Source organism: Bacillus sp. OTU2372 (assembly GCF_038440275.1).
Taxonomy (GTDB): Bacteria; Bacillota; Bacilli; order Bacillales; family Cytobacillaceae; genus Neobacillus; species Neobacillus bataviensis_B.
In genome coordinates this window covers 19301-41545 of the sequence record NZ_JASATK010000030.1, presented here as the reverse complement: position 1 = coordinate 41545, position 22245 = coordinate 19301, and the positions used below count along the sequence as shown (strand labels likewise).

The following is a 22245-nucleotide window of genomic DNA, read 5'->3' as shown; positions in this document are numbered from 1 at the left end:
ACATTAACATATAAAGAATGCATTGTCAAGAAATTGAATCTATATTTTAATGGGGAGTGGTTAGATGAGCGAAAGAGAGAGCGCCGCCTTACGTGAGGAGCAGGAGAGAGTAAGTACGGTTGTCAAGGTCATCGATCAAAAGATAAAGAACCTACAAAAGAATACAGGTACGGTGCGCTCCGATGTTATTGAGATTCGCAAGAACTTTTGGGAAGATGTTACGGTTAACATGGATGAACCAGATGATATTATTGAAACGGCAGCAAGTATAAAGCAACAGGCTGAGCTTCTCTCAGAGCGAGAACGTACTCATATTCATATGGATAAAAATCTAAAGACACTCGCCCGATTAAAATACTCACCTTATTTTGGACGGATTGATTTTCTAGAAGAAGGCGAGAAACAGATTGATCATGTCTATTTAGGCATTGCCTCATTAATGGATGAAAACGACGAGAATTTTTTAATCTATGATTGGCGGGCACCCATTTCAAGTCTTTATTATGATTACTCTCCAGGGTATGCACAATATAATATACCTGAAGGCACTATTGAAGGGGAGATGACCTTAAAAAGGCAATTCATTATCCGGGAGTCAGATATCAAGGCAATGTTTGATACAGGTGTAACCATTGGTGACGAAATGCTCCAGGAAGTGCTTGGGAATAATGCAAGCACCCAAATGAAAAGTATTGTTGCTACTATTCAACGGGAACAAAACGAAATCATCCGAAATGAGCGCAGTAAAATATTAATCGTCCAGGGAGCAGCTGGAAGTGGGAAAACTTCAGCTGCACTTCAGCGCGTTGCCTACTTACTTTATCGTTATCGCGATACCCTGAATGCCGAAAACATTATGCTTTTTTCGCCTAACCCTCTATTTAACAGCTATGTTTCGACAGTACTGCCTGAACTCGGTGAGGAAAATATGCAGCAATCCACTTTCCAAGAGTATTTAACCGAGAGATTGGGCAAAGCCTATGATGTGGAGGATCCTTTTTCGCAAATGGAATTCCTGCTTAGTGAAGAGGGTGAAGAGACATACCAGACTAGAGTGGAGGCTATTCGATTTAAAGCCAGTATTGAATTTAAAAATATTATTGACCATTACGTATCCAAGCTATCAAATCAGGGCTTAATCTTTAGGGACTTATCCTTTAGAGGTGATATTATCATTTCTAAGAAGGAAATTAGTGACTATTTTTATGGGTTGGAAAAAAGCTATTCCATTCCAAACAGAATACAGCTTGTAAAGGAATGGCTGCTAAAGGAATTAAAGCGTGCGGTGAAGCGGGAACGATCTCGAAGCTGGGTAGAGGAAGAGATTCAATTCCTTGAAAAAGAGGATTACATGGAGGCATTTAAGAAGCTCCAAGAGAAGAACCACTTTTCGGATAATACCTTTGATGACTTTGAAAGAGAACAACGGCTGCTTGCAGAAATGGTTGTGAAAGAAAGATTTAAACCATTATTTGCGAGAGTGAAAAACTTAAAGTTTATTGATCTAACACAATTATACCTGAAATTGTTTAAGGAAACTGAACAATCTGTAAACGGCCTTCCAACACATTGGCCAGAGATTAGTCAACAAACAATTGATCATATCCGGCATAGGTTTGTTCCCTATGAAGATGCTACCCCTCTTGTCTACCTGCAGGATTTACTTGAAGGCCGAAAATCAAATACAGCCATTCGCCATATTTTTATTGATGAAGCACAGGATTATACTCCCTTCCAGTTTGCCTTTATTCAACGACTATTTCCTTACAGTAAAATGACATTGCTTGGCGATTTCAACCAGGCCATTTTCTCAGGGGCAACGGGTTCTCAGACGGTTTTGACCGATTTGGATATTAGTAATGAAGAGGTTGAGACTTTTGTCTTAACCAAAACCTATCGTTCAACCACTGAAATTGTGGAGTTTTCTAGTGCTTTGATTAAGGGTGGGGGAAAAATAGAACCCTTTAACCGAAGAGGGAAGAAACCAACAGTGAGCCATGTTGATCAGACACAGTTAAATGGAGCAATTCTTGATTCCATTAAACAATATAAATCGGAAGGATATCAAACGATTGCGGTGATTTGCCGAACGGAGGAAGAAAGTAAGGCGTTGTTTGAGGAACTAAAAGAAGCTATACCGGTTCATTTAATTGAAAAAGGGACCATTTCTTATGAAAAAGGAATTAATGTAATTCCTTCTTACTTATCCAAAGGAATTGAATTTGACGCTGTCATTCTTTATGATTGTACGCGATATGAAATGGAAAGTGAGAGGAAGTTATTTTATACCGTTTGTACACGTGCAATGCATGTCCTGCATATGTTCGCTACCGGTGAATATAGCCCGCTTATGGCATGTGTACCAAAGGATTTTTACGATGTGATTTAGATAAAATGTAAAAGCGGCAGAGGGTTGTTTGATACTTCCTGCCGCTTTTCTAAGTAATTATTTTTTCCATTGCTTTTGTACTTGTTCAGTAGCAAGACGTAAAATTTCATCATCAGACATTTCACGATGGGCGATAACATTTGTTAAGTAGCTTTTTCCTTCGAAAGTTATTGTTACTTCTACTTGTACCATTTGAATCACCTTTCTTTTATGAAGTAATGTAATATTTGTGTCGAAAAATTCATTCAGGATCTTTCTATAGGATCATGATCGGATTTGGTATAATGAATTATAGAAAAATGTCTATGGGAGAGTACTGGATGTCGGTGAATTTTGAAGAAATAAACAAAGAAACATTATATATTGCACTTGAGATTATCAATTCTAATCCTCAATATAATGTGATGGAAAATAGGAGTAAAACTAGGTCACTTAAAGATATGGAAAAGGAATTTCTGAACCCAAATACAATCAGTGTATTTATTAAGCTTGATGAGACCTATATTGGGGTTATTGATTATATGCTTGAAAATCCAAAAGATTCTCTTCCATGGCTTGGATTGTTAATCATCCATAAAGATTATCAAGGTTTTGGTTTTGGAAAACAGGCCTATGAACATTACGAAAGTGAGATGCGGAATCGGGGTTTGGACAAAGTCCGAATTGGTGTCCTGCAAGAAAACACAGTAGCGCAGCACTTTTGGGAATCTTTAGGATTTGTTTATTATATAACATCTAAAGCTCAAAATGGAAGTGGCATATTATGTTATCAAAAACAAATCTAAAATCCTGCATCCGAAATTAAACCTCGACTACCATAAATTCTTCAACAAAGACTTGTACTTGTTTTTTATCTAATTTGTTTTTTCTTAGCATCGATTCTGCCATAACTAAGAGTGTATGAACAGAATGATCCCGCTTTAAATCATGTATGGACATGTCGCCATTCAATAATTGAATAGCTTTATCTCTGATGTCTTGATTCTTAGAAGAAGTGTATAGCAGATAGGCAATACAGGTAACCTTGTCCACGATCTTACCCCCAATCAAGATTTCATTTTTTTATTAATTCGACTGTAATCTAACTAATTCCTGCTAATTATTAAGGAATTCTGAAAAATAAAATAGTTTTTGCTGAGTGATAAGGGACAAAGACGATAAGGGGAGACTAACTTTCAAATTTCTACATTAATTTTCTAATATAACGAATAATTTGTTGAATATTGCTTATGTCACATGGTATTTTGTATAATATTGAAGGGATAAAAGAAATGAGGATAGTCAGAATTCTACCTTTCGTCCCCCTAGGATGAGAGGTATTTATTATTATATAGGATAAAACATCCATTCTGGCTATTAGCGAAACCTTTTACATAGGATTTAGGAGGAAGAAGAATGAAACAAGCCTTAATTAAGGATTTGTACAGAAATACCGAAAGTTATATTGAGCAAAAAGTGCAATTGTCCGGATGGATTCGGACAATCCGTGACTCCAAAACCTTTGGGTTCATTGAATTAAATGATGGCAGCTTTTTTAAGGGTGTGCAAATCGTATTCGATGAGCAATTAGAAAACTTTAAGGAGCTTACAAAGCTTCCGATCAGTTCTTCGATTAGAGTAAAGGGAGACTTTATTTATACACCTCAAGCAAAGCAGCCTTTCGAAATTAAAGCAACGGAAATTATCATTGAAGGAACATCTAATGTAGATTATCCGCTGCAGAAAAAAAGGCATTCCTTCGAATATTTAAGAACAATCGCACACTTGCGTCCAAGAACGAATACGTTTAATGCGGTTTTCCGGGTAAGATCATTAGCATCTTATGCGATCCATAAATTTTTCCAAGATAAAGGATTTGTCTATGTTCATTCGCCAATCATCACTGGTAGTGACACGGAAGGCGCTGGGGAAATGTTCCGTGTCACCACATTGGATATGGACAATCTTCCGAAGAATGAAGAAGGTAAAACAGATGTTACGCAGGACTTCTTTCATAAAGAAACAAACCTTACCGTAAGCGGTCAGCTTTCAGCTGAGGCGTTTGCATTAGCGTTTAGAAATGTATATACATTTGGACCGACTTTTAGAGCAGAAAATTCAAACACTGCTAGACATGCTGCTGAGTTTTGGATGATCGAACCTGAGCTTGCCTTTGCTGAGCTTCCAGATATCATGGATTTAGCGGAAGAAATGGTGAAGTATGTAATTGGCTATGTAATGGAACAAGCTCCTGAAGAGATGAACTTCTTTAACAGCTTTGTAGAAAAGGGATTGTTAGATCGATTGAATCTAGCTCATACAGCTGACTTTGGAAGAGTAACTTATTCCGAAGCTATTGAGTTATTGAAGAATTCTGGAGAAACATTTGCTTATCCGGTTGAATGGGGTCTTGACCTTCAAACGGAGCATGAACGCTATTTGTGCGAGAAAATCTTTAAACGCCCAGTATTTGTAACGGATTATCCAAAAGAGATCAAAGCTTTTTATATGCGTTTAAATGAAGACAACAAGACTGTAGCCGCAACAGATTTACTTGTACCAGGAATTGGTGAGTTAATTGGTGGAAGTCAGCGTGAAGAGCGAGAAGAAATCCTAGCCGAAAAAATCAAAGAATTAGGAATGAGCGAAGAAGATTATTGGTGGTACCTGGAATTAAGAAAATACGGCGGCACGAAACACTCAGGTTATGGTCTTGGGTTTGAACGTTTAATCATGTACCTTACCGGTATGGCAAATATTAGGGATGTTATTCCATTCCCAAGAACAACAGGAAATGCTGAATTTTAATCAAAAAGAAAAAGAAGATCCAGTGGGTCTTCTTTTTATGTGCTGCTTTTTATATTTTATAAATTTTGCAGTTCTTCTTCAAAATAAAATGTACTAGGACGTTCTTTAACGGTATAAGAATACCTCTTCATATTTTTCACATATTGCCATTTTAAAATGGTAACAACCTCACCTGTTTCAATTATATTTACGGTTTGGCCAGTAGTATATCGGTTATTAGAGCTTTTCATTTCTACACCCCTTTAATATTCCTTATTAAGTATAACACAAAAATGCCACTTATGTGCTGTTACTGTATAGGATATGGAAGGAACCAAAGAAAAATCAGAACTGTTCTCCTTTCCATTATAAAGTAACTATGGTATGCTTTACATAAAGCGAGGTGTCATTTTTGACAAATTATAAAGCAAAAAGAAGTAACCTCAAGGAGTTATTATCCAAAAGTGGTATGACTTTAGAAAGCCTAGAAAGGAATACAAATATTCCTAGAGGTCAACTAGACGATTTCTTGTCTAAAAAGGTAATGAATCTAAATTGTGCCATGACTATTTCAAAAGAATTAAATTGCCAGATTGAAGATCTATATGTTTGGGCATCTGACGTGAAGTAGAGTAGAGCGGAATTATTCGTAATAAGTGGTAAAAAACAGACTCAATTAAAGTCTGTTTTTTTTTATAAAAAAAACACGCGGATTCGCGTGCTTTATCTATATTCTTAAACTTCTAAATCGCACTTTTCTAAAGGGATAACTTTAGTCTTTTTCGTGAATTTGTATCCAAGCCATAAAATAAGGAATAAAGGTAATCCGATATAAGATACTAAAACACCATTCCAATCGATTTGGTCACCCATAAAGGCTGAATAATTTTGTCCAAGTACTACAAATGCACAAACTGCAAAGGCAAAAATTGGACCAAATGGGAAAAGTTTTGATTTAAAAGGTAATAAATTAAGATCTTTTCCTTGTGCTACATAAGCTCTACGGAAACGATAGTGACAGATGGCAATTCCAAGCCATGCAATAAAGCCTGACATACCAGAAGCGTTTAATAACCAAACATAGACGGTTCCATCTCCAAAGAAAGAGGCCAGAAACGCAAGTGTTCCTACCAAGGTTGTCACGATTAAAGCATTAACAGGTACGCCATTTTTATTTAGTTTACCTAAGAATTTAGGAGCTTTACCTTGTCGTGCAAGATCCCAAAGCATCCGAGTTGATGCATACATTCCAGAGTTACCCGCTGATAAAACCGCTGTTAAGATAACCGCGTTCATAACAGAAGCAGCGAATGCAATCCCCGCTTTTTGAAAAACAAGTGTGAATGGGCTGACAGATACATCGCCATTAGCCAAGTTTTCGTTTGTGTACGGAATAAGTAGACCAATCACTAAAATGGCTAATACATAAAATAAAAGAATGCGCCAAAATACAGACTTGACTGCACGAGGTATCGATTTACTTGGATCATCCGTCTCGCCGGCTGCAACACCTAATAGTTCAGTTCCTTGGAAAGAGAAACCTGCTGCCATAAAGATACCAAGCATTGCCATAAACCCGCCGTGAAAAGGAGCATCACCGACCGTGAAGTTTTTAAAGCCGATTGCATGGTCACCCATAATACCAAAAATCATTAATGTACCTGTAATAATAAAAATAATAACTGTAACTACCTTAATTAGCGAGAACCAATACTCCGCTTCCCCAAATCCTTTAACTGAAAGATAGTTTAATAGGAACATAATCACTAAGAAAATAGCGCTCCATACAAATGAAGGAGTATGTGGGAACCAAAACTTCATGATCATGGTGACAGCAGCTAATTCTGCCGCAATGGTAATCGCCCAGTTATACCAGTAGTTCCAGCCAAGGGCAAAACCAAGGGATGGATCAACAAATTTAGTTGCATACGTACTAAAGCTTCCGGCAACTGGCATGTAAGCGCCCATTTCAGCTAAGCTTTGCATTAGGAAGTAAACCATTACTCCAATCACAAGATAGGAAAGAATCGCTCCGCCTGGACCGGCCGAGTGAATTGCGCCTCCGCTTGCGAGAAATAATCCAGTTCCGATGGTTCCGCCAAGAGAAATCATTGTTAAATGACGAGATTTTAAGCTTCGTTTTAATTCATTCGAATCCTCTTTGGATGTATGTTTACCTGTATTTATATCTTCTAAAGGTCCTGCTGTTTGTCCTTGCATTAATAAAACTCCTTTTCTTTTTTATAAAATGCTGTTAACGTACGCAAGTACCTGATGGTCAGCCTGCGATTTACAGTTTCGAGAAGGAGTTTTGGAATAAAAAATGCCATCGAAGCAGACTCCGATGGCATTGTAAATACCCCGCATCATACCTTCCGAAAGATAGCTCAACACGTTTGCTTGGTTGGTTCAAACGTGACAGTTCTGTTCCTATTCGAAGACAGACCCAGCATGCTTTTATAGAGAAGAAAGCACACTTCGGCAGCTTTTCCTTTCAAACAAATTCAGCGATGTCTCTACATCTCATCCGTTTTACTGATAAAAACCGCGACCTCTACCTCATCGGTTTTGATGAGGATTTTTCTATTAAATTAATATGCTACTAAAGTATCATTGATATAATCAAATTGTCAACTTATTTAATAAAAGTCAATTAAATCTAAATAGGCAGACTATTTATGCTATTGGAAAAAAACTATTAAGTTTACTTTCATTTAGAGAATCAGTATCATTTAAAAAAAAGAAAAAATTGGGAGGCAGGAGGATTTGCCATGCAGATTATTGGAGTAATTGCCGGTTCCCTCATTGTAGTGGTGGCATTTAACCTTTTTTTAATTCCTCACGCTGTATTAAGCAGCGGATTAAGCGGAATATCAATGATATTAGGGATGGTTACCCCGCTTAATACCGGTTTGGCAAACTTCCTATTGAATTTACCACTGATCATTATTGGTTATAAGATGCTAGGAAAGAAATTCATTATGAATACTATTATTTCTGTAGTCATCATTTCAGTGGGCCTTTACATAGTGCCTGAACTTCCAATTGCGAAGGATTCAATTCTTTCATCCATCTTTGGAGGGATTTTGGCAGGTCTTGGAGTAGGGCTGGTCTTTCGTTCATCGGGTTCAACGGGCGGATTTGACATCATTGGGATGATTGTGTCGAGAAAAAAGGATTTTCCAATAGGTGTGTTACTTTCGGGTATGAACGCTGTTGTCATTGTGATTAGTGGATTTTTATTTAATTGGGATGCGGCCCTTAATACATTAGTATCTATTTATTTAACCGGGAAAGTTGTGGATACGATCTATACGGACCATGCGAAGTTAACCTTGATGATTATTACGGATAAAGGTGAAGAACTAAGGCAACATCTGCTAGCCAACCTTTATAGAGGTCTTACCGTCATGGATGGGATTGGTGCATACTCCAATGACAAGCGCAACATCATCATAACTGTCATTACTCGATATGAACTTAATGAAGTCAAAAACCTTATTGTTGAGGTGGATCCGTGTGCTTTTGTCAATATCACGGAAACGATTGAAGTAATGGGGCTGTTTCACAGAAAAAATCGGTTTTAGTACATAAAAGAGGCTTGCATGTATAATCACATGCAAGCCTCTTTTATAGTAGCCATTCTACTTATTTGAGTGATTTTTCGCCCATTTTACTAATGTATTTATCACTTCTTCAAGATCTTTTCCGGCGGTTGTAAGTTCATACTCCACTCTTTTAGGAGAGGTCGCAATCACCTTTTTGGTAATTAATCCTTCCGATTCCAAATCTCGCAGCCGCTCTGTTAACAAACGGTCGGAAATGCCGGGGATTGAGGAAATAATTTCATGATATCGCTTGGGCCCTGTCATTGAAAAAGTGTATCAAAGTGCCTATGAAGCCGGATTCATGGGAAAAGGGAGTATGGAGCAATTAATTGCTAATGCTAACAGCACCTACCCACATGCACCTGAAGAGGTTCGCAAAAATATTGCCACATTCGATGCGGGGCTAATCTCCATGCAGTTGATGCTGATTGCGAAAGAAAGAGGCTATGATACAGTGCCGATGGCTGGCTTCGATAAACAGAAATTCATCGAAAGATTTAATGTCTCCGATCGCTATTTTCCAATTTTATTACTTCAAATTGGAAAGGCTGCAGCACCAGCACACAACACCACACGATTACCACTAGAAGATGTAATAATTGATTATAAATAAAAATGAAACACCCCCAAGCTTTAATAGTCTTGGGGGTGTTTCATTTTAGTTATTGATATATTTTTCAAAAACAAATCCGAAATCCTTCACACAATATTGTTTTTTGCTATCCTCAAGCCATTGAAAGGCTGCTTGGTTAAGCATTTTGAATTGGACCACTAGATTGCTGTCGGGGCTTGTAATCCGGCCAAGAGTGGTCGAAGCAACATCAAGGCTTTGTTTAGCGAATTGCAGGCTGATTTCATTTTCATGGGAGATTTCAGAAATTTTGATTAATGCTTTATATAAGTCCTTTACTTCCTCAATATGTTTCTTGTGGACATCAATCGAGAATGGAACCGAGCCAATTTTGAATTTAATTTCAACGTCAAGATCGACAGTCCCAGCTGTTTCAAGCATGACATCTGAAATTCGGTTTGTTGCATAACTATAGCGATGCAGCATCCGTTTTTTACTAGTCGCGCTTGTACCATCAAGATGGATAAGTGCATTATTAGTAAAGCAATATTCATCAGATTTTGATTTTATTAAGAAATAAATTTTTTCATTGTCTTCATGCATGACATAATCGTCTGCATCCACTTTATCATAATTTTCTGGTCTAATAACGGAACCTACATCACTTAATCCTAAAATATCAGCAGCCACTTTTCCAAACATCGAATCATCCTCACTCTTTATTTTTTTGTCTAAGCTATGTACGAAATAGATTGACTAAAGTTTCATTTGTTTTGTATTTTTTTTACGACAAAACATTTTATTCAGGACATATAAGTATATGCCTGTATTTTCATAAGATATGTTAACATAAAATTCAGAAATCTGATATACTAATAAAAATTAACCCGATCTAATAAGAAGGGAGACTACTATTGATCCCTTGAATAGGAAAGGAAAGAGAAGAATGCGCCCCATTATGTTAGGCATATTTGCCGCTTTCTTTTTTGCGATTACCTTTATCCTCAATAGATCGATGGATCTTGCAGGAGGAAGTTGGATTTGGAGTGCATCCTTAAGATATTTCTTTATGGTTCCATTTCTAGTTCTAATTGTAATCGGGAGGAAGAACTTTAAACCATTGTTACTTGAAATGAAAAAGCAGCCTGGTATCTGGATATTATGGAGTACAATCGGTTTTGGATTCTTCTATGCACCGATCTGCTTTTCGGCGGCATATGCACCTGGCTGGTTGATTGCCTCAACTTGGCAGATTACCATTATCTCTGGTTCTATGCTAGCACCACTTTTTTACGAAACTGTCATGACGGAGAAAGGGGCTATTCAGTTAAGAGGAAGAATACCCTTTAAGGGTTTAGGGATGTCCCTGATTATTTTACTAGGAGTTATCCTTATGCAATTGGAACAAGCGAGTCACTTATCGCTGATGGCAATTGCCCTAGGGGTATTACCAATTATCCTTGCGTCCTTTGCCTATCCGCTGGGTAACCGGAAAATGATGGAGGTGTGCGGAGGCCGTCTAGATGTCTTTCAACGGGTGTTAGGAATGACACTTGCCAGTCTGCCTTTTTGGATTGTATTATCTATCTATGGTTTGCTTACGGCTGGTTCTCCAAGCCTAGGGCAAATCACTCAATCGGGGCTTGTGGCTATATCCTCAGGAGTTATTGCCACGGTTCTATTCTTTCAAGCCACTGATTTAGTTAGAGGTGACATGCAAAAGCTCGCTGCTGTCGAGGCAACCCAATCGATGGAGGTTTTATTTGCCGTAATGGGAGAATTATTGCTCTTAAACTCGGTGATGCCTTCAGCCTTATCCTGGAGCGGCATGGCATTAGTCATGATTGGCATGGTTTTGCAAAGCCATTTTTCTAACAAAATAGTAAAAAGGAAAATTCATAATGTAAGTGTTTAATAGCAAAAATCCTTATCAATACTCTGTGATAAGGATTTTTATTTTCTTTCTTTTAGTGCGAAGATGCTACCATCATTGCGAGCGAAAATTTTGAATGCCTTTTTTGACTTATTTAATTATCAGCTGCATATAGTTGTAACATTAAATCTACTTTATGGGGTGTTTGTGATTAGAAATACAGGTAAGGATGACTTTGTCCAAGGTTTTGTTCCACATCATAACCACGGTTCAAATTGACTATACAGGTGTAAGCTCAGGGCATGTGCATCAATGTTTGGACGTTACATCACCGCCGATTCCAACTCAAGATGGGGGGCATATTCATTATACGGAAGGATATGTGCTATTTGAGGATGGACATACACCATTATCGTGCATACTCCGGCCCAGCTATACCAGTAGGGAATGGGATGCATGTCCATTATTATGATTTCAATACTACTGAAGACGATGGCCATAGTTACCATGTAAAAGGTGTCGATCAACCAGCACCGGGATCTAAGTAATTAGGACAAAAAACCAATTTTTTTTAGAGATTGGTTTTTTATGTTAACATGTTAAAAAAATCTCACATCAAAGGAAATTTGAAGAGTTTGGCAAGAAAAACTATTTCTTAAATGGAAACATGTTCTAATACTAATGGATGTAATGCATTGGTGCAGTCTACGAATATAAACCCATCATACCGCTTCCCCATGTTAGAAGGAACATAATTTCCAAAATGTTCGTATTCGGGATGATACACAACACCAATAGCTCGATGGCCGACTGTTGAGGAAAATTCTTTACGGTTTTGATCGTTAAAAATAAGATACTGATTCATGGCTCCTGCCTGATGCATGAAGTATTCCCAGCTGCCGGGTTGGGCAGGCGGAACATCCATTACTTCCAAGTTCACTCCCCATTCCGTTGAGGCAATTACGGTGCCTGTATAAGTCCCGAACCCAACGATAAATACCATGTCTTCACCATTTTGTTCGCGAACGAGCTGCCCCACGTTTACCATTCCTTCGTTCTTCATGTCAGTGGCCCGTGCATCTCCAACGTGTGTATTATGTTCCCAAATGATAACCTTTGCATCTTTGCCATAAAACTTACTAATGGAATTTAAAGCATCAACCATGTGCCGATCACGAATGTTCCAAGATTCATCATCACTTTTCACCATGGTGCGGTAGTATTCCTCCGCATGTGCTGTAACAAGAGCATTTACTTCCATATTGAGACTGCTCTCTTGATCATCCTCAAACTTCCATTTATTTTTTTGTATTGTGGAAAGGAGGTGGAGTGCCTCTTTCATACAGTCCTCAGATAAATAGCCGGCAGAGACAGCATAGGATTCGTTATTTCGGTTATGGGGCTCAAAACAAGCAAACGCCTTCTTAGCAGCCTCAAGTTCTGGAGAATTAATTTTTGTTAAAAAACCAACTATCTCATCAAGACTTTCCCAAAGGCTGTATACATCCAAACCATAAAATCCAACCTTTTCTGATCGATTCGTTTTTATATTAAATTCCTTTAACCACTCAATTAAGCCGATTATTTCTTTATTGGCCCACATCCATGTAGGCCAACGGTTAAAATCTTCTAATACTTCCCGAACATCCTTATTAGATGGAGAAAATCCTTTAATATATCGATTAATTGATTGGCAGGCTGGCCAATCACCTTCCACTGCAATAAAGGAAAAGCCCTTTTCTTGAATTAGCCTCTTCGTTAATTCTGCCCGAATTGTATAAAACTCTGATGTACCATGTGAAGATTCTCCAAGCAGGACGTATTTCGCATCACCAATCGCTTCTATTAACGGATCAAGATCGTCAATAGAATGAAAGGGATTCGCATATTTCCTAAGTGATTCTATCATCTGCCCTTTCATCCTTTCTAATATTGTTCTATTTTAAATAGAGTTCCCTTTTTACTTTGATACTAATCCAGAACGAAATTTCCAAAAGTTCACATAACTGTCACAAAATTTCCGTTTATTCTAAAGATTCTGTGATACACTAAAAGTGTAAAAAGAAATATAAAAAGTTAACATCTTAGGAGGCTCAACCATACGTGTTCGTTCCGTTATGTGAACGAGTAGTTGTAAGGTTGTTTCGATTAATCAGTTGGTAGGTGGAGCGATAATAGATCTTAAAGGGATGATAAATTCAAAACAAACACCTTTCATAAAGGATATCTATGATTTAATAGAATCTCTATCAAAGGTAGATGTTAAGGGTTTATAGGTTAGTACCTAGTTAAACACAAGGTATCCATAACTGAAACCAAACCAAAAAGATGTATCGCCAAGAAGCTGAATCCGAATGAGAAAAAGAGTCTTAAACGGTGTCAAAACCGAAAATGATTTGTTTCTTTTAGGAGTTTGAATTCCATTAAACACATGCGAATTAATTCCTACAACGGGACAAACACACATCGGCTGAGTTTTCAAAGTTTCGGTTAGCTTAAAAAAACTAAACGGAAATAATCATTTGAAAATCATTAGCTGGTGTCATGGTTGGGTCTCCTAAGCTGTTAATTAAATGAAGGAGTTACTTCTTAATTGAGGTAGCTTCTTTTTATTAATTTAAATTTTGAATTAAAGGTTTAAGTATAGTTGATAAAAAATTAGGGAAAATAATCCTCGAAAAGGAGTGATGGGAATGTTTAAGAAAAAACAACCAACCGTTGCACCAGGGATGGATGACCAAGAAGAACTAAATGCGAGTGCAACTGAGAAAGAAGTGGAAGATGGGGAATACACTAGTGTGACAACCCTCTCCTACGATGAAGTTAACCCTAGTTGATTCAATTACTGCCTTAATTATGAGGCAGTTTTCTTTATGCGAAAGAAAAGTAAGCATTTCAATATAAATGGCAGCTTAAATTCATTATACTATTAGTAAGATTCTTTACTGAAAGGGGAAAGATAATGTCAGGGACACAAGAGATTAGTTTAATTGACCAGAAAGAAGCCATCATGGCTAAGATTCAACACAAAGGGTTGACGAAGAAGAAGATTTTCCAGAGGGCTCTATTAATCACGCTGGGGGCCATTCTAATGTCTATAGGGTTGGAAATATTCCTTGTCCCCAATAATGTAATAGATGGCGGTATTACCGGCATTTCCATCATGTTATCCTATATTACAGGCTGGAAACTAGGGGTGTTCCTATTTCTTTTTAATATTCCTTTTATCTTTTTAGGCTACAAACAAATTGGAAAGACCTTCGCATTATCCACTCTATATGGAATTGTCATTCTTTCGATTACAACTACACTCCTTCATCCAGTTCCAGCGTTTACACAAGATATACTACTTGCCACCGTTTTCGGGGGAATCCTGCTCGGCGTTGGAGTAGGTTTGGTTATTCGCTACGGAGGTTCTTTAGATGGAACCGAAATTTTGGCCATTCTTTTCAATAATAAACTTCCATTCTCTGTTGGAGAAATTATCATGTTTTTTAATTTGTTCATCTTAGGAAGCGCGGGATTTGTTTTTTCGTGGGATCGGGCCATGTATTCTTTAATTGCCTATTTTGTCGCATACAAAACAATTGATATCACCATTACTGGACTTGATGAATCTAAGTCTGTTTGGATTATTAGTGACAATGCCAGCCAAATTGGTGATGCTATTATGAATCGTTTAGGTCGAGGAGTCACCTACTTGAATGGGGAAGGTGCCTATTCTGGTGATGAGAAAAAGGTCATTTTTTGTGTGATAAACCGTCTTGAGGAAGCAAAATTAAAGGAAATTGTAACAGAGAATGACGGCAATGCATTTTTAGCGGTAGCGGATATTGCGGAAGTACGGGGTGGAAGATTTAAAAAAAGAGATATCCATTAGCAAGGAACCGTAGAATGTCGTCAGAATTATTGGGGATTTTTGTAACATTTATAATCATATTGTCGTTTATTTGGAAAATAAAGATAGATTTCATGCATGTTTTGTCGTACTATGCGCTTACCTAGGAAATAGTTTTAGCAAAAAATGAAATATTTTCGAAAAAGATGACAGAGTGGTCTGCCATCTTTTTTGTTTTTTAGAGCAAAAGCTCATATACCTCATTCAGTTGATAGGCTCGTTTTTCATCTTGAGCCTCTTTTGCATGGTTAATTTCTTTGGGTAATATGTTATTTAAAAAATGGATTTCCTTTTGGGTTAAATCCCTGACAAAAGGGCCTTCAGATTTGTAAGCGCCTTCAATGAGTTTCTTATATATAAATCTTCCTTCGGAGTGATCGTCCGTATAATTGGATAATATTTCTTTTAAGTACGCCAAAGTGTTATCCATGTCGTCATCCCATCCTTTCACCTTGTTAGTTATTTTTCATCGAAAGGACAATAATATACATAATCAATGGTGTGGATTATTTAATATAAAAAACCTACTTTTGTGTTAAAAAAGTAGGCGGTTTTCCTATTTTGATACAGTTAATACCCGATAGCTGAGAACATCCTGGTATTTAATAACGATATTCCCATGTTCATTCAGTACGTGAAAAAGTTCAGGTTCAAAGTCCTTTGAGAAATTGAACTCAGGTGTTTGATTCCCGTGGCTTAATGGCAAATTATATGCTTTAATTTCAATATTTTGGAACCCTGCCTCTTGTAATAGCAGCCTCCAGTCTTCCTCTAGCAATAACGAGTCAATTGAGTAGAAACTCATAATCTCAGCTGCTTCCAGCTGATTAACAGGGCGGTTAATGGTCATTTCGTTTGCAATTAAACGTCCGCCTTTTTTTAATACTCGATAAAATTCTTTAAGGGCCTTTGGTTTATTAACAAAAGCTAAAACGGATTCTGATAAAATAAAGTCAAATGTATGATCGGCAAATGGAATTTCCTCAATTGAACCCTTTATTAAAGAAATGGGGAACTGCAGCTTTTCAAAGCGGTCTTTCGCTTTTTCCACCATAATCGGATTGATCTCCAAACCAATCACGTTTGCTCTGTAGTTTTGATACAAGTAAGCTGCCGTTTGACCAGTGCCGCAGCCTGCATCTAATATAACCGATTGGTCATTTATCTTTTCCTTTGAAAGAATGTCTTGCGTAAGAAGGATACCCCCTGGATGGGCACCGCCAACACCGAATTTTGCTAAAAAATCAAAATAAGTTAAGCTTCCCATAGACACCACCAATTTTCTTTTTAGCCATTGTATGTTTAAAAATGGGAGGTGGTTCATTAAATGCTACAATAGATAATAATTTGATCATTAATTGCGTAAAAATTACAATTTACACATGTTTTGTATCACATATTTTTTTAGGGATAGCACAGATTAAGCAAATAGAGGGGAGAGGTGTTGACTTCTATACAAAGCAAAAGGGGTGCTTAATATGAAAAAATTAACAAGACAGCCGTTTTTCAAATTGTTTACTCCTAAACCAAAAAGCAGAATGCCGTTATGGGCATCACTTGTTGGACTATCCGTAAGTGCCGCTTTGTTTGGGATAACAAGAGGGAAGCGTAGGGATTTTGCACTTCCTTTTCAAAATGCAGTGAAAAACTTTTCAGAAAAGACCAAACTACCAAGCCTGAATGTAATGGACAATACAGCTCTAACTGAGTTTTCCGAAGAGCTAATGGAAAGTGCATTAAATAATAATGAACATTAAAAAGCAAAAAAGTCCGCTGTTAATTCAGCGGACTTTTTTAATATATAACGTTTGGAACTTTCTTTGGTTGGTATTCAATCAACTCTGAAGAATAGAGATTGATTACTAATAAATGACCAAGTGTTTTTGCTCTGATTAAAACTGGCTCTTTATAGGTATTTTTAAAAACAAAATCAGGGCCATACCAACTAACTGTTGCATCTCGGCCAGGCGGGATGTACGGAACCTTCCTCGTATGTGAAAATCTTTGGAGAATTTTTAATCCCGCACTATCTACAGCGTTAAATAGGGTGGAGGAGACTTGACATATGCCACCGCCAATATCCTCTGAAAATTCCCCTCTTATGATCACAGGAGCCTTTAAATAACCTTTAGATGCAGTCCTCTTTCCGACCACTTTGTTAAAAGAAAAGGTTTCTCCTGGAAAGATGACATAATTATTAATTGCCTTAGTTGCTAAATCAATATTATTGGACCTAGTTTTGTTTCCAGGATTAAAGGACGTTACATAACGGCCAATTCTCATACTGCGTATATCCGAAAGTAATTCACTATCCACTTTAGGATAAACAGATAACATTGGGATTTCTAATTTGCCTGATTGGTGTGAAAAAAAATAAGCATACAGCTGTTCTGTAAAAGCCTGGCGATGAATTTGCAAACCGATTTTTTCTGCCACAATCTCACCATTGGAATTAATAATGGCATTTTCAGGCTTAATCGAGAATTGCTTGTCCAAGTTATCTAAGAATTGATTGTACTTTTTAGAATCTATAATCGGCAAATCTGTATAGAGATAGGAGAAATCCTCCTGTTTAATAGTTGTCACATGGATCCCGTTTTTTGTTATGACTAAATGATCGGGAGAGTTAAACGGTTGTGATGTTAAGATAATGCCTAAAATACATGATAGTATCATTGAATGCACGCCTCCTCATTATAATATAAGTAGAAAATTCACTTTTCATGTAGGGATTTGGAGAGGAGAAGTTAAAAACGTAAAAATTAATATTTATTTCCAATTTTCAGCTTTACAAATTCCAAACGATACACTATTATCATTATTAATAATGGTAATAAATGAAAGGACCTATAATAATGGTAAAAGAATCAACCGTAGACATAATATTGCATCCAGTTCGGATGAGAATCATTCAGTCTTTAATAAACCAACAAATGACCGCTCAACAAATGAAAGTATTACTACCTGATATTCCACAAGCATCATTGTATCGGCACATAAAAAAACTAGTGGAGGCAGGTGTAATCCATATTATTGATGAGATTCCAAATCGAGGGACAATTGAAAAGATATACTCTCTGCAAGACCCTGCCAAGGCATCGATCCCCCCAGAGAAATTAAACAGTTTCACCAAGGATGAGCATATGGATTTATTTTTTAAATTCATGGCCAATATCATGGGTGAATATGAACGATATTTAAACCAAGAAAAAATTGATTTAGCCAGCGATGGTGTATCATTTAGGCAGACTAGTGTATTTTTAGACGACAACGAGTTTGTTCAATTTATTAAGGAAATATCCGAGGTTTATGCAAAGGTAACGCAAAATAAGCCGAAAAAGGGAAGAAGAAGGAGAACATTAGCTACGATCATTATTCCTAAACAAAAACATGAAGAACATTAGGGGAATATACGATGAGAACGGTAGGGGAAGTTGCCTATTCATCGGGAGCTTGTTGAACTGCTAAATAATTGGCTACAGGCTTACTTTATCAATACCCCGAAAGAAGAGTCCATTCTTAGTTAATCGTAAAATTGGGTCGTCAGGATGGTCCGATTTTTTATTAATGAAAAAAATCGGAATTTGTAGTATAGTAGCAAGTGATAACAAAAGAATAGATATTTGCTAGCAAAAAGATAAGCAGGAAAAACAGGAGATTCAAGCAATGAATGAGAACGCAAGAATTCAACTAAATGTCAGAATCACGAAAGAAACCTCTGCTAAACTGGATGAAATTGTTGAATATTATCAACAGGGATTAAAGCTAGGCAGAATTTACAAAGGTGACGTTTTAACAGACATCATTGAAAAATCGTATGAGGTAATGAATAAACAGAAAAGATCTTTCAAACGGTACTAATAGAAAAGGAAGGCCAAAAAACAGAAGTTTTCCAGCCCTTCTTTTTTTTTTGCTTAAAAAGCACTAAAAAATTTATTAGAATATTTAGAAAAGAAATTGAATAATTAAGTTTTAAAGGTATAATGGTATATATAACATACTAACTGGTTAGTATTGCTCGGGAAGTTGGATGATGATAGTGAAAGGGCTGGTTTAGATGAAATTAAGCGAAAAAACAGCTATTGTTACAGGCGGCGGCAGAGGGATTGGACGGGCAGCGGCCTTTCGTTTTGCAAAAGAAGGGGCGAAAGTCGTTGTGGCAGATATCGATTCAATAGACGGGGAAGAGACCGCCAACTACATACGCGAGCACGAAGGGTCATCCATTTTTGTAAAAACAGACGTGGCTGATCCGGAGCAAATCAAACGATTAATCGAAACGACCACGAGCACGTTTGGTGGACTAAACATCATGTTCAATAATGCTGGGGTCGGAAACTTAGAAGTCAGAAGTGTAGATTTGTCAGTGGAGGAATGGGACCGGGTTGTTGATATTAACCTAAAAGGAGTGTTTCTTGGCATTAAATATGCCGTTCCCGCATTAATCAAGTCAGGCGGGGGTTCCATCATTAACACCTCTAGTCTGCTCGGTTTAAAAGGGCAAAAATTTGTTTCCGCTTACAATGCCTCCAAGGCCGGTGTAGTGGTATTGACGCAAAACGCCGCACTTGAATATGGAAAATACAATATCCGTGTCAATGCCATTGCACCTGGTGTGATTGATACCAAGATTATTGATAATTGGAAACAAAATGAACGGAAATGGCCGATTATTTCACGGGCAAATGCCCTGGGGAGAATCGGAACACCGGAAGAAGTAGCCAACGCAGTGTTATTTTTAGCATCAGATGAGGCATCCTTTATTACTGGCGCGACGCTTTCAGTCGATGGAGGCGGTTTGACGTTTTAAGTTTGAACTAATAAACAAGAATGTGGAGGGGACTTATGAGTCAAAAAAAAGCCTGGTTGGAGCACTATCCGGAGAGTATAGGAAAAACAATTACAATCCCTGATATACCAATGGGTAAAATTCTACAGGAGACAGCCGCAAAATTCCCTGCCAATAACGCCCTTTCTTTTTACGGAAGAAAGATCACCTACGAGCAGCTTAACCAAATGGCGCAGAGCTTTACGTCCGCCCTGCAAAAAAATCAAGTACAAAAAGGCGACAGAGTGGCAATCATGCTCCCCAACTGCCCGCAATATGTGATTTCCTATTATGGAATCCTAAACGCCGGTGCGATTGTTACTCAAGTAAATCCAATGTCCGTAGAGCGGGAATTGGAATATATTTTGAAGGATTCCGACGCAGAGACGATCATCGTCCTCGATGCCTTATATCCAAGAGTTAAAAGTGTTCAGCCGCAAACAAACTTGAAAAATGTCATTGTGGTAAGTATACAGCCATACAGCCATGACTTTTCTCCTGATCGAAGTATCGAAAGCTTCCTAGGTGAGGGCGATGGAAATATTACTCCAATTTCTTTTGAGCCTGAACATGATGTGGCGGTTCTCCAGTATACAGGCGGAACAACTGGACGGTCAAAAGGTGCAATGCTGACGCACTGCAACATTTTGGCCAATGTCCTACAAAGCTATGAGTTTTTTAAGCATGAAATAGAAATGGGCAAGGAAAGGTGTTTAACAGTCATTCCTCTTTTCCATGTATTTGGGATGAGTTCTTGTATGAATCTCTCCATTTATACGGCTGCGGAATCAATCATGCTGCCACGGTTTGAATTAGAGGAGGTCCTAAATACCATTAAAAATGAACAGCCAACCATGTTCCCCGGTGTTCCCACCATGTATGTGGCGATCACAAGTCACCCTCGGGCAGAGGAATATAACATTAATAGCATTAGAACCTGTAATAGCGGCAGTGCACCAATGCCCGTTGAATTGCTGCGTCATTTTGAAAGAAAGACTGGCTCAAAAATTCTCGAGGGCTATGGTCTTTCTGAAGCCTCTCCTACGACGCACTGTAACCCGCCATTTGCTGATAGAAAACCAGGAAGTGTGGGGATTGGCATGCCTTCAACAGAATACAAGATTGTCGATTTAGCAACAGGTACAGAAGAAGTTCCGGTGGGTGAGCTAGGGGAAGTGATAATTAAAGGACCGCAAATTATGAAGGGTTACTGGAACCTGCCGGAAGAAACGGCCCATACACTCCGTGAAGGCTGGCTCTATACCGGTGATATTGCTAAAGTGGATGAAGACGGCTATTTATATATTATTGATAGAAAGAAAGATTTAATTATCGCGAGTGGCTATAATATCTATCCCCGCGATATAGAAGAAGTATTATATGAACATCCAGCCGTACAGGAAGCCGTTTGTATAGGAGTGCCAGACCCATACAGGGGCGAAGATGTGAAGGCAGTAGTAGTCTTGAAGGATGGAAGTACGGCAACAGAGCAGGAAATCATTCAATATTGTAGGCAAAACATGGCTGCCTATAAAATACCTCGACTTGTTGAATTCCGTGATCTGCTTCCTAAAACAGGTGTAGGGAAAATCCTTCGCCGAGCTTTACGGGAAGAGGCCATGAAAAAGTAGATGTGTGAATCCTTTAAGAACACAGAATGCTGTAAAGGAGAGAACAGTCTTATGGTATAATTTGAATAACATTTAACAGATTGTGAGGACATAAAGGTGAAGGAAAGAATAACGGAACAAAGCATCCGCTTATTTGAAAAGAAAGGATTCAGTGAAACATCCATTCAGGATATTGTGGATTCCCTAGGGGTAACAAAGGGAACATTTTATTATTACTTTTCAAGTAAAGAAGAATTATTAATGGATATTCATCGTGGCTATATCGATGAATTACTGGTCCAATTAGAGCGGATTTTTAACGATCCAGATAAGAACTATAAAGAAAAACTTTTTGACGTTGTATTTTTGCTCCTTTCGGATATTAAATCACGGGGTTCTGCAGCGAAAATCTTTTACAGGGAATTATCCAATTTAAATGAAGAACATTCGGCCTTAATTATTTCAAAGCGTGATCAATTCCGTTTAAATACTGAGGCACTGATAAAAGCAGGGATTGAGAACGGGGAATTTCGTCCGGAAATCAATGCTTCTATTATTACATTTGGAATCCTTGGGATAACAAATTGGAGTTATCAGTGGTTTAATCCAAACGGCAGCTGCTCGGATCGGGAGGTTGCTGAAATTTTTGTCGAAATGATTTTAAAGGGTATTCAAGTGAATGGATAAAATAAAAAGGGGAGG

General features: G+C 37.8%; 25 protein-coding genes, 1 pseudogene and 1 riboswitch. Of the genes and pseudogenes, 16 read left to right on the top strand and 10 right to left on the bottom strand.

Annotated features, from left to right (window positions below; genetic code table 11):
* Positions 1-64: 64 nt before the first annotated feature.
* Positions 65-2389 (top strand): RNA polymerase recycling motor HelD, encoded by a 2325-nt coding sequence (gene helD / locus AAHB15_RS26620; RefSeq protein ID WP_342043661.1) that lies wholly within the window; start codon positions 65-67, stop codon positions 2387-2389.
* 57 nt (positions 2390-2446) lie between these two features.
* Here the strand turns inward: helD and AAHB15_RS26615 are convergent, their stop codons facing one another.
* Positions 2447-2581 carry a BA3454 family stress response protein gene (locus AAHB15_RS26615; protein ID WP_098529215.1) on the bottom strand — a complete coding sequence of 45 codons (135 nt, stop codon included), beginning with the start codon at positions 2579-2581 and terminating at the stop codon, positions 2447-2449.
* A 128-nt stretch (positions 2582-2709) separates the two neighbouring features.
* Between AAHB15_RS26615 and AAHB15_RS26610 the strand changes: the two genes are divergently transcribed.
* Positions 2710-3174, top strand: coding sequence for a GNAT family N-acetyltransferase (locus tag AAHB15_RS26610; protein WP_335573157.1), 465 nt, complete (start codon positions 2710-2712; stop codon positions 3172-3174).
* 16 nt (positions 3175-3190) lie between these two features.
* On the opposite strand, the gene AAHB15_RS26605 is transcribed toward AAHB15_RS26610, so the two are convergent.
* Entirely contained in the window at positions 3191-3421 is a 231-nt protein-coding gene (locus AAHB15_RS26605; RefSeq protein ID WP_098529211.1) for a hypothetical protein, read from the bottom strand.
* 363 nt (positions 3422-3784) lie between these two features.
* On the opposite strand from AAHB15_RS26605, the gene asnS reads away from it, so the two are divergent.
* Positions 3785-5176, top strand: a complete 1392-nt coding sequence (asnS, locus tag AAHB15_RS26600; RefSeq protein ID WP_342043660.1) for an asparagine--tRNA ligase — start codon at positions 3785-3787, stop codon at positions 5174-5176.
* A gap of 56 nt (positions 5177-5232) precedes the next feature.
* Here the strand turns inward: asnS and AAHB15_RS26595 are convergent, their stop codons facing one another.
* Positions 5233-5406, bottom strand: a complete 174-nt coding sequence (locus tag AAHB15_RS26595) for a hypothetical protein (protein WP_335573155.1) — start codon at positions 5404-5406, stop codon at positions 5233-5235.
* A 152-nt stretch (positions 5407-5558) separates the two neighbouring features.
* Here AAHB15_RS26595 and AAHB15_RS30335 point away from each other — a divergent pair, with 152 nt between their 5' ends.
* Positions 5559-5786 (top strand): helix-turn-helix domain-containing protein, encoded by a 228-nt coding sequence (locus AAHB15_RS30335; RefSeq protein ID WP_396897385.1) that lies wholly within the window; start codon positions 5559-5561, stop codon positions 5784-5786.
* A gap of 104 nt (positions 5787-5890) precedes the next feature.
* Here AAHB15_RS30335 and AAHB15_RS26590 read toward each other — a convergent pair whose 3' ends face one another.
* Positions 5891-7375, bottom strand: a complete 1485-nt coding sequence (locus AAHB15_RS26590; protein ID WP_335573154.1) for an amino acid permease — start codon at positions 7373-7375, stop codon at positions 5891-5893.
* Positions 7376-7530: 155 nt separating this feature from the next.
* A riboswitch (Lysine riboswitch) is annotated at positions 7531-7720 on the bottom strand.
* A 206-nt stretch (positions 7721-7926) separates the two neighbouring features.
* Here AAHB15_RS26590 and AAHB15_RS26585 point away from each other — a divergent pair.
* A complete protein-coding gene (locus AAHB15_RS26585) occupies positions 7927-8742 on the top strand; it encodes a YitT family protein (RefSeq protein WP_098529205.1) in 816 nt (271 codons plus the stop codon).
* A gap of 57 nt (positions 8743-8799) precedes the next feature.
* Here AAHB15_RS26585 and AAHB15_RS26580 read toward each other — a convergent pair whose 3' ends face one another.
* A complete protein-coding gene (locus AAHB15_RS26580) occupies positions 8800-9027 on the bottom strand; it encodes a winged helix-turn-helix transcriptional regulator (RefSeq protein ID WP_335573153.1) in 228 nt (75 codons plus the stop codon).
* Positions 9028-9064: 37 nt separating this feature from the next.
* On the opposite strand from AAHB15_RS26580, the gene AAHB15_RS26575 reads away from it, so the two are divergent.
* Positions 9065-9376 carry a nitroreductase family protein gene (locus tag AAHB15_RS26575; protein WP_342043659.1) on the top strand — a complete coding sequence of 104 codons (312 nt, stop codon included), beginning with the start codon at positions 9065-9067 and terminating at the stop codon, positions 9374-9376.
* A gap of 45 nt (positions 9377-9421) precedes the next feature.
* Here the strand turns inward: AAHB15_RS26575 and AAHB15_RS26570 are convergent, their stop codons facing one another.
* Complete coding sequence (locus tag AAHB15_RS26570) at positions 9422-10036, bottom strand: PH domain-containing protein (protein ID WP_098529199.1); 615 nt, start codon at positions 10034-10036, stop codon at positions 9422-9424.
* A gap of 244 nt (positions 10037-10280) precedes the next feature.
* Here AAHB15_RS26570 and AAHB15_RS26565 point away from each other — a divergent pair, with 244 nt between their 5' ends.
* Entirely contained in the window at positions 10281-11249 is a 969-nt protein-coding gene (locus tag AAHB15_RS26565; protein ID WP_335573151.1) for a DMT family transporter, read from the top strand.
* Positions 11250-11417: 168 nt separating this feature from the next.
* A pseudogene (locus tag AAHB15_RS26560) lies at positions 11418-11755 on the top strand (YmaF family protein).
* Positions 11756-11862: 107 nt separating this feature from the next.
* Here the strand turns inward: AAHB15_RS26560 and AAHB15_RS26555 are convergent.
* On the bottom strand, positions 11863-13116 hold the full coding sequence (locus AAHB15_RS26555) for an erythromycin esterase family protein (RefSeq protein ID WP_335573150.1): 1254 nt from the start codon (positions 13114-13116) through the stop codon (positions 11863-11865).
* A 784-nt stretch (positions 13117-13900) separates the two neighbouring features.
* Between AAHB15_RS26555 and AAHB15_RS26550 the strand changes: the two genes are divergently transcribed.
* Together AAHB15_RS26550 and AAHB15_RS26545 are read left to right on the top strand one after the other, a co-directional pair.
* A complete protein-coding gene (locus AAHB15_RS26550) occupies positions 13901-14044 on the top strand; it encodes a hypothetical protein (protein ID WP_335573149.1) in 144 nt (47 codons plus the stop codon).
* A gap of 173 nt (positions 14045-14217) precedes the next feature.
* A complete protein-coding gene (locus AAHB15_RS26545; protein ID WP_420491167.1) occupies positions 14218-15087 on the top strand; it encodes a YitT family protein in 870 nt (289 codons plus the stop codon).
* Between the two features lie 196 nt (positions 15088-15283).
* On the opposite strand, the gene AAHB15_RS26540 is transcribed toward AAHB15_RS26545, so the two are convergent.
* Together AAHB15_RS26540 and AAHB15_RS26535 are read right to left on the bottom strand one after the other, a co-directional pair.
* The gene (locus AAHB15_RS26540) at positions 15284-15535 is read right to left on the bottom strand and encodes a sigma-G-dependent sporulation-specific acid-soluble spore protein CsgA (protein WP_251561492.1); all 252 of its coding nucleotides are present in this window, start codon (positions 15533-15535) and stop codon (positions 15284-15286) included.
* A gap of 126 nt (positions 15536-15661) precedes the next feature.
* Positions 15662-16372 (bottom strand): class I SAM-dependent methyltransferase, encoded by a 711-nt coding sequence (locus AAHB15_RS26535; protein WP_335573146.1) that lies wholly within the window; start codon positions 16370-16372, stop codon positions 15662-15664.
* 211 nt (positions 16373-16583) lie between these two features.
* Between AAHB15_RS26535 and AAHB15_RS26530 the strand changes: the two genes are divergently transcribed.
* Entirely contained in the window at positions 16584-16862 is a 279-nt protein-coding gene (locus tag AAHB15_RS26530; RefSeq protein WP_144567948.1) for a hypothetical protein, read from the top strand.
* A 37-nt stretch (positions 16863-16899) separates the two neighbouring features.
* Here AAHB15_RS26530 and AAHB15_RS26525 read toward each other — a convergent pair whose 3' ends face one another.
* Positions 16900-17781: a VanW family protein gene (locus AAHB15_RS26525; RefSeq protein WP_342043658.1), complete on the bottom strand. Its 882-nt coding sequence runs from the start codon at positions 17779-17781 to the stop codon at positions 16900-16902.
* 179 nt (positions 17782-17960) lie between these two features.
* Between AAHB15_RS26525 and AAHB15_RS26520 the strand changes: the two genes are divergently transcribed.
* From AAHB15_RS26520 to AAHB15_RS26500, 5 genes are all read left to right on the top strand, one after another.
* Entirely contained in the window at positions 17961-18509 is a 549-nt protein-coding gene (locus AAHB15_RS26520) for a helix-turn-helix domain-containing protein (protein WP_342043657.1), read from the top strand.
* 262 nt (positions 18510-18771) lie between these two features.
* A complete protein-coding gene (locus AAHB15_RS26515; protein ID WP_335573143.1) occupies positions 18772-18966 on the top strand; it encodes a hypothetical protein in 195 nt (64 codons plus the stop codon).
* Between the two features lie 196 nt (positions 18967-19162).
* Positions 19163-19915, top strand: coding sequence for an SDR family NAD(P)-dependent oxidoreductase (locus tag AAHB15_RS26510; RefSeq protein ID WP_342043656.1), 753 nt, complete (start codon positions 19163-19165; stop codon positions 19913-19915).
* 35 nt (positions 19916-19950) lie between these two features.
* A complete protein-coding gene (locus tag AAHB15_RS26505; RefSeq protein WP_335573141.1) occupies positions 19951-21564 on the top strand; it encodes a long-chain-fatty-acid--CoA ligase in 1614 nt (537 codons plus the stop codon).
* 96 nt (positions 21565-21660) lie between these two features.
* Complete coding sequence (locus tag AAHB15_RS26500) at positions 21661-22230, top strand: TetR/AcrR family transcriptional regulator (RefSeq protein ID WP_144567957.1); 570 nt, start codon at positions 21661-21663, stop codon at positions 22228-22230.
* Positions 22231-22245: the final 15 nt, after the last annotated feature.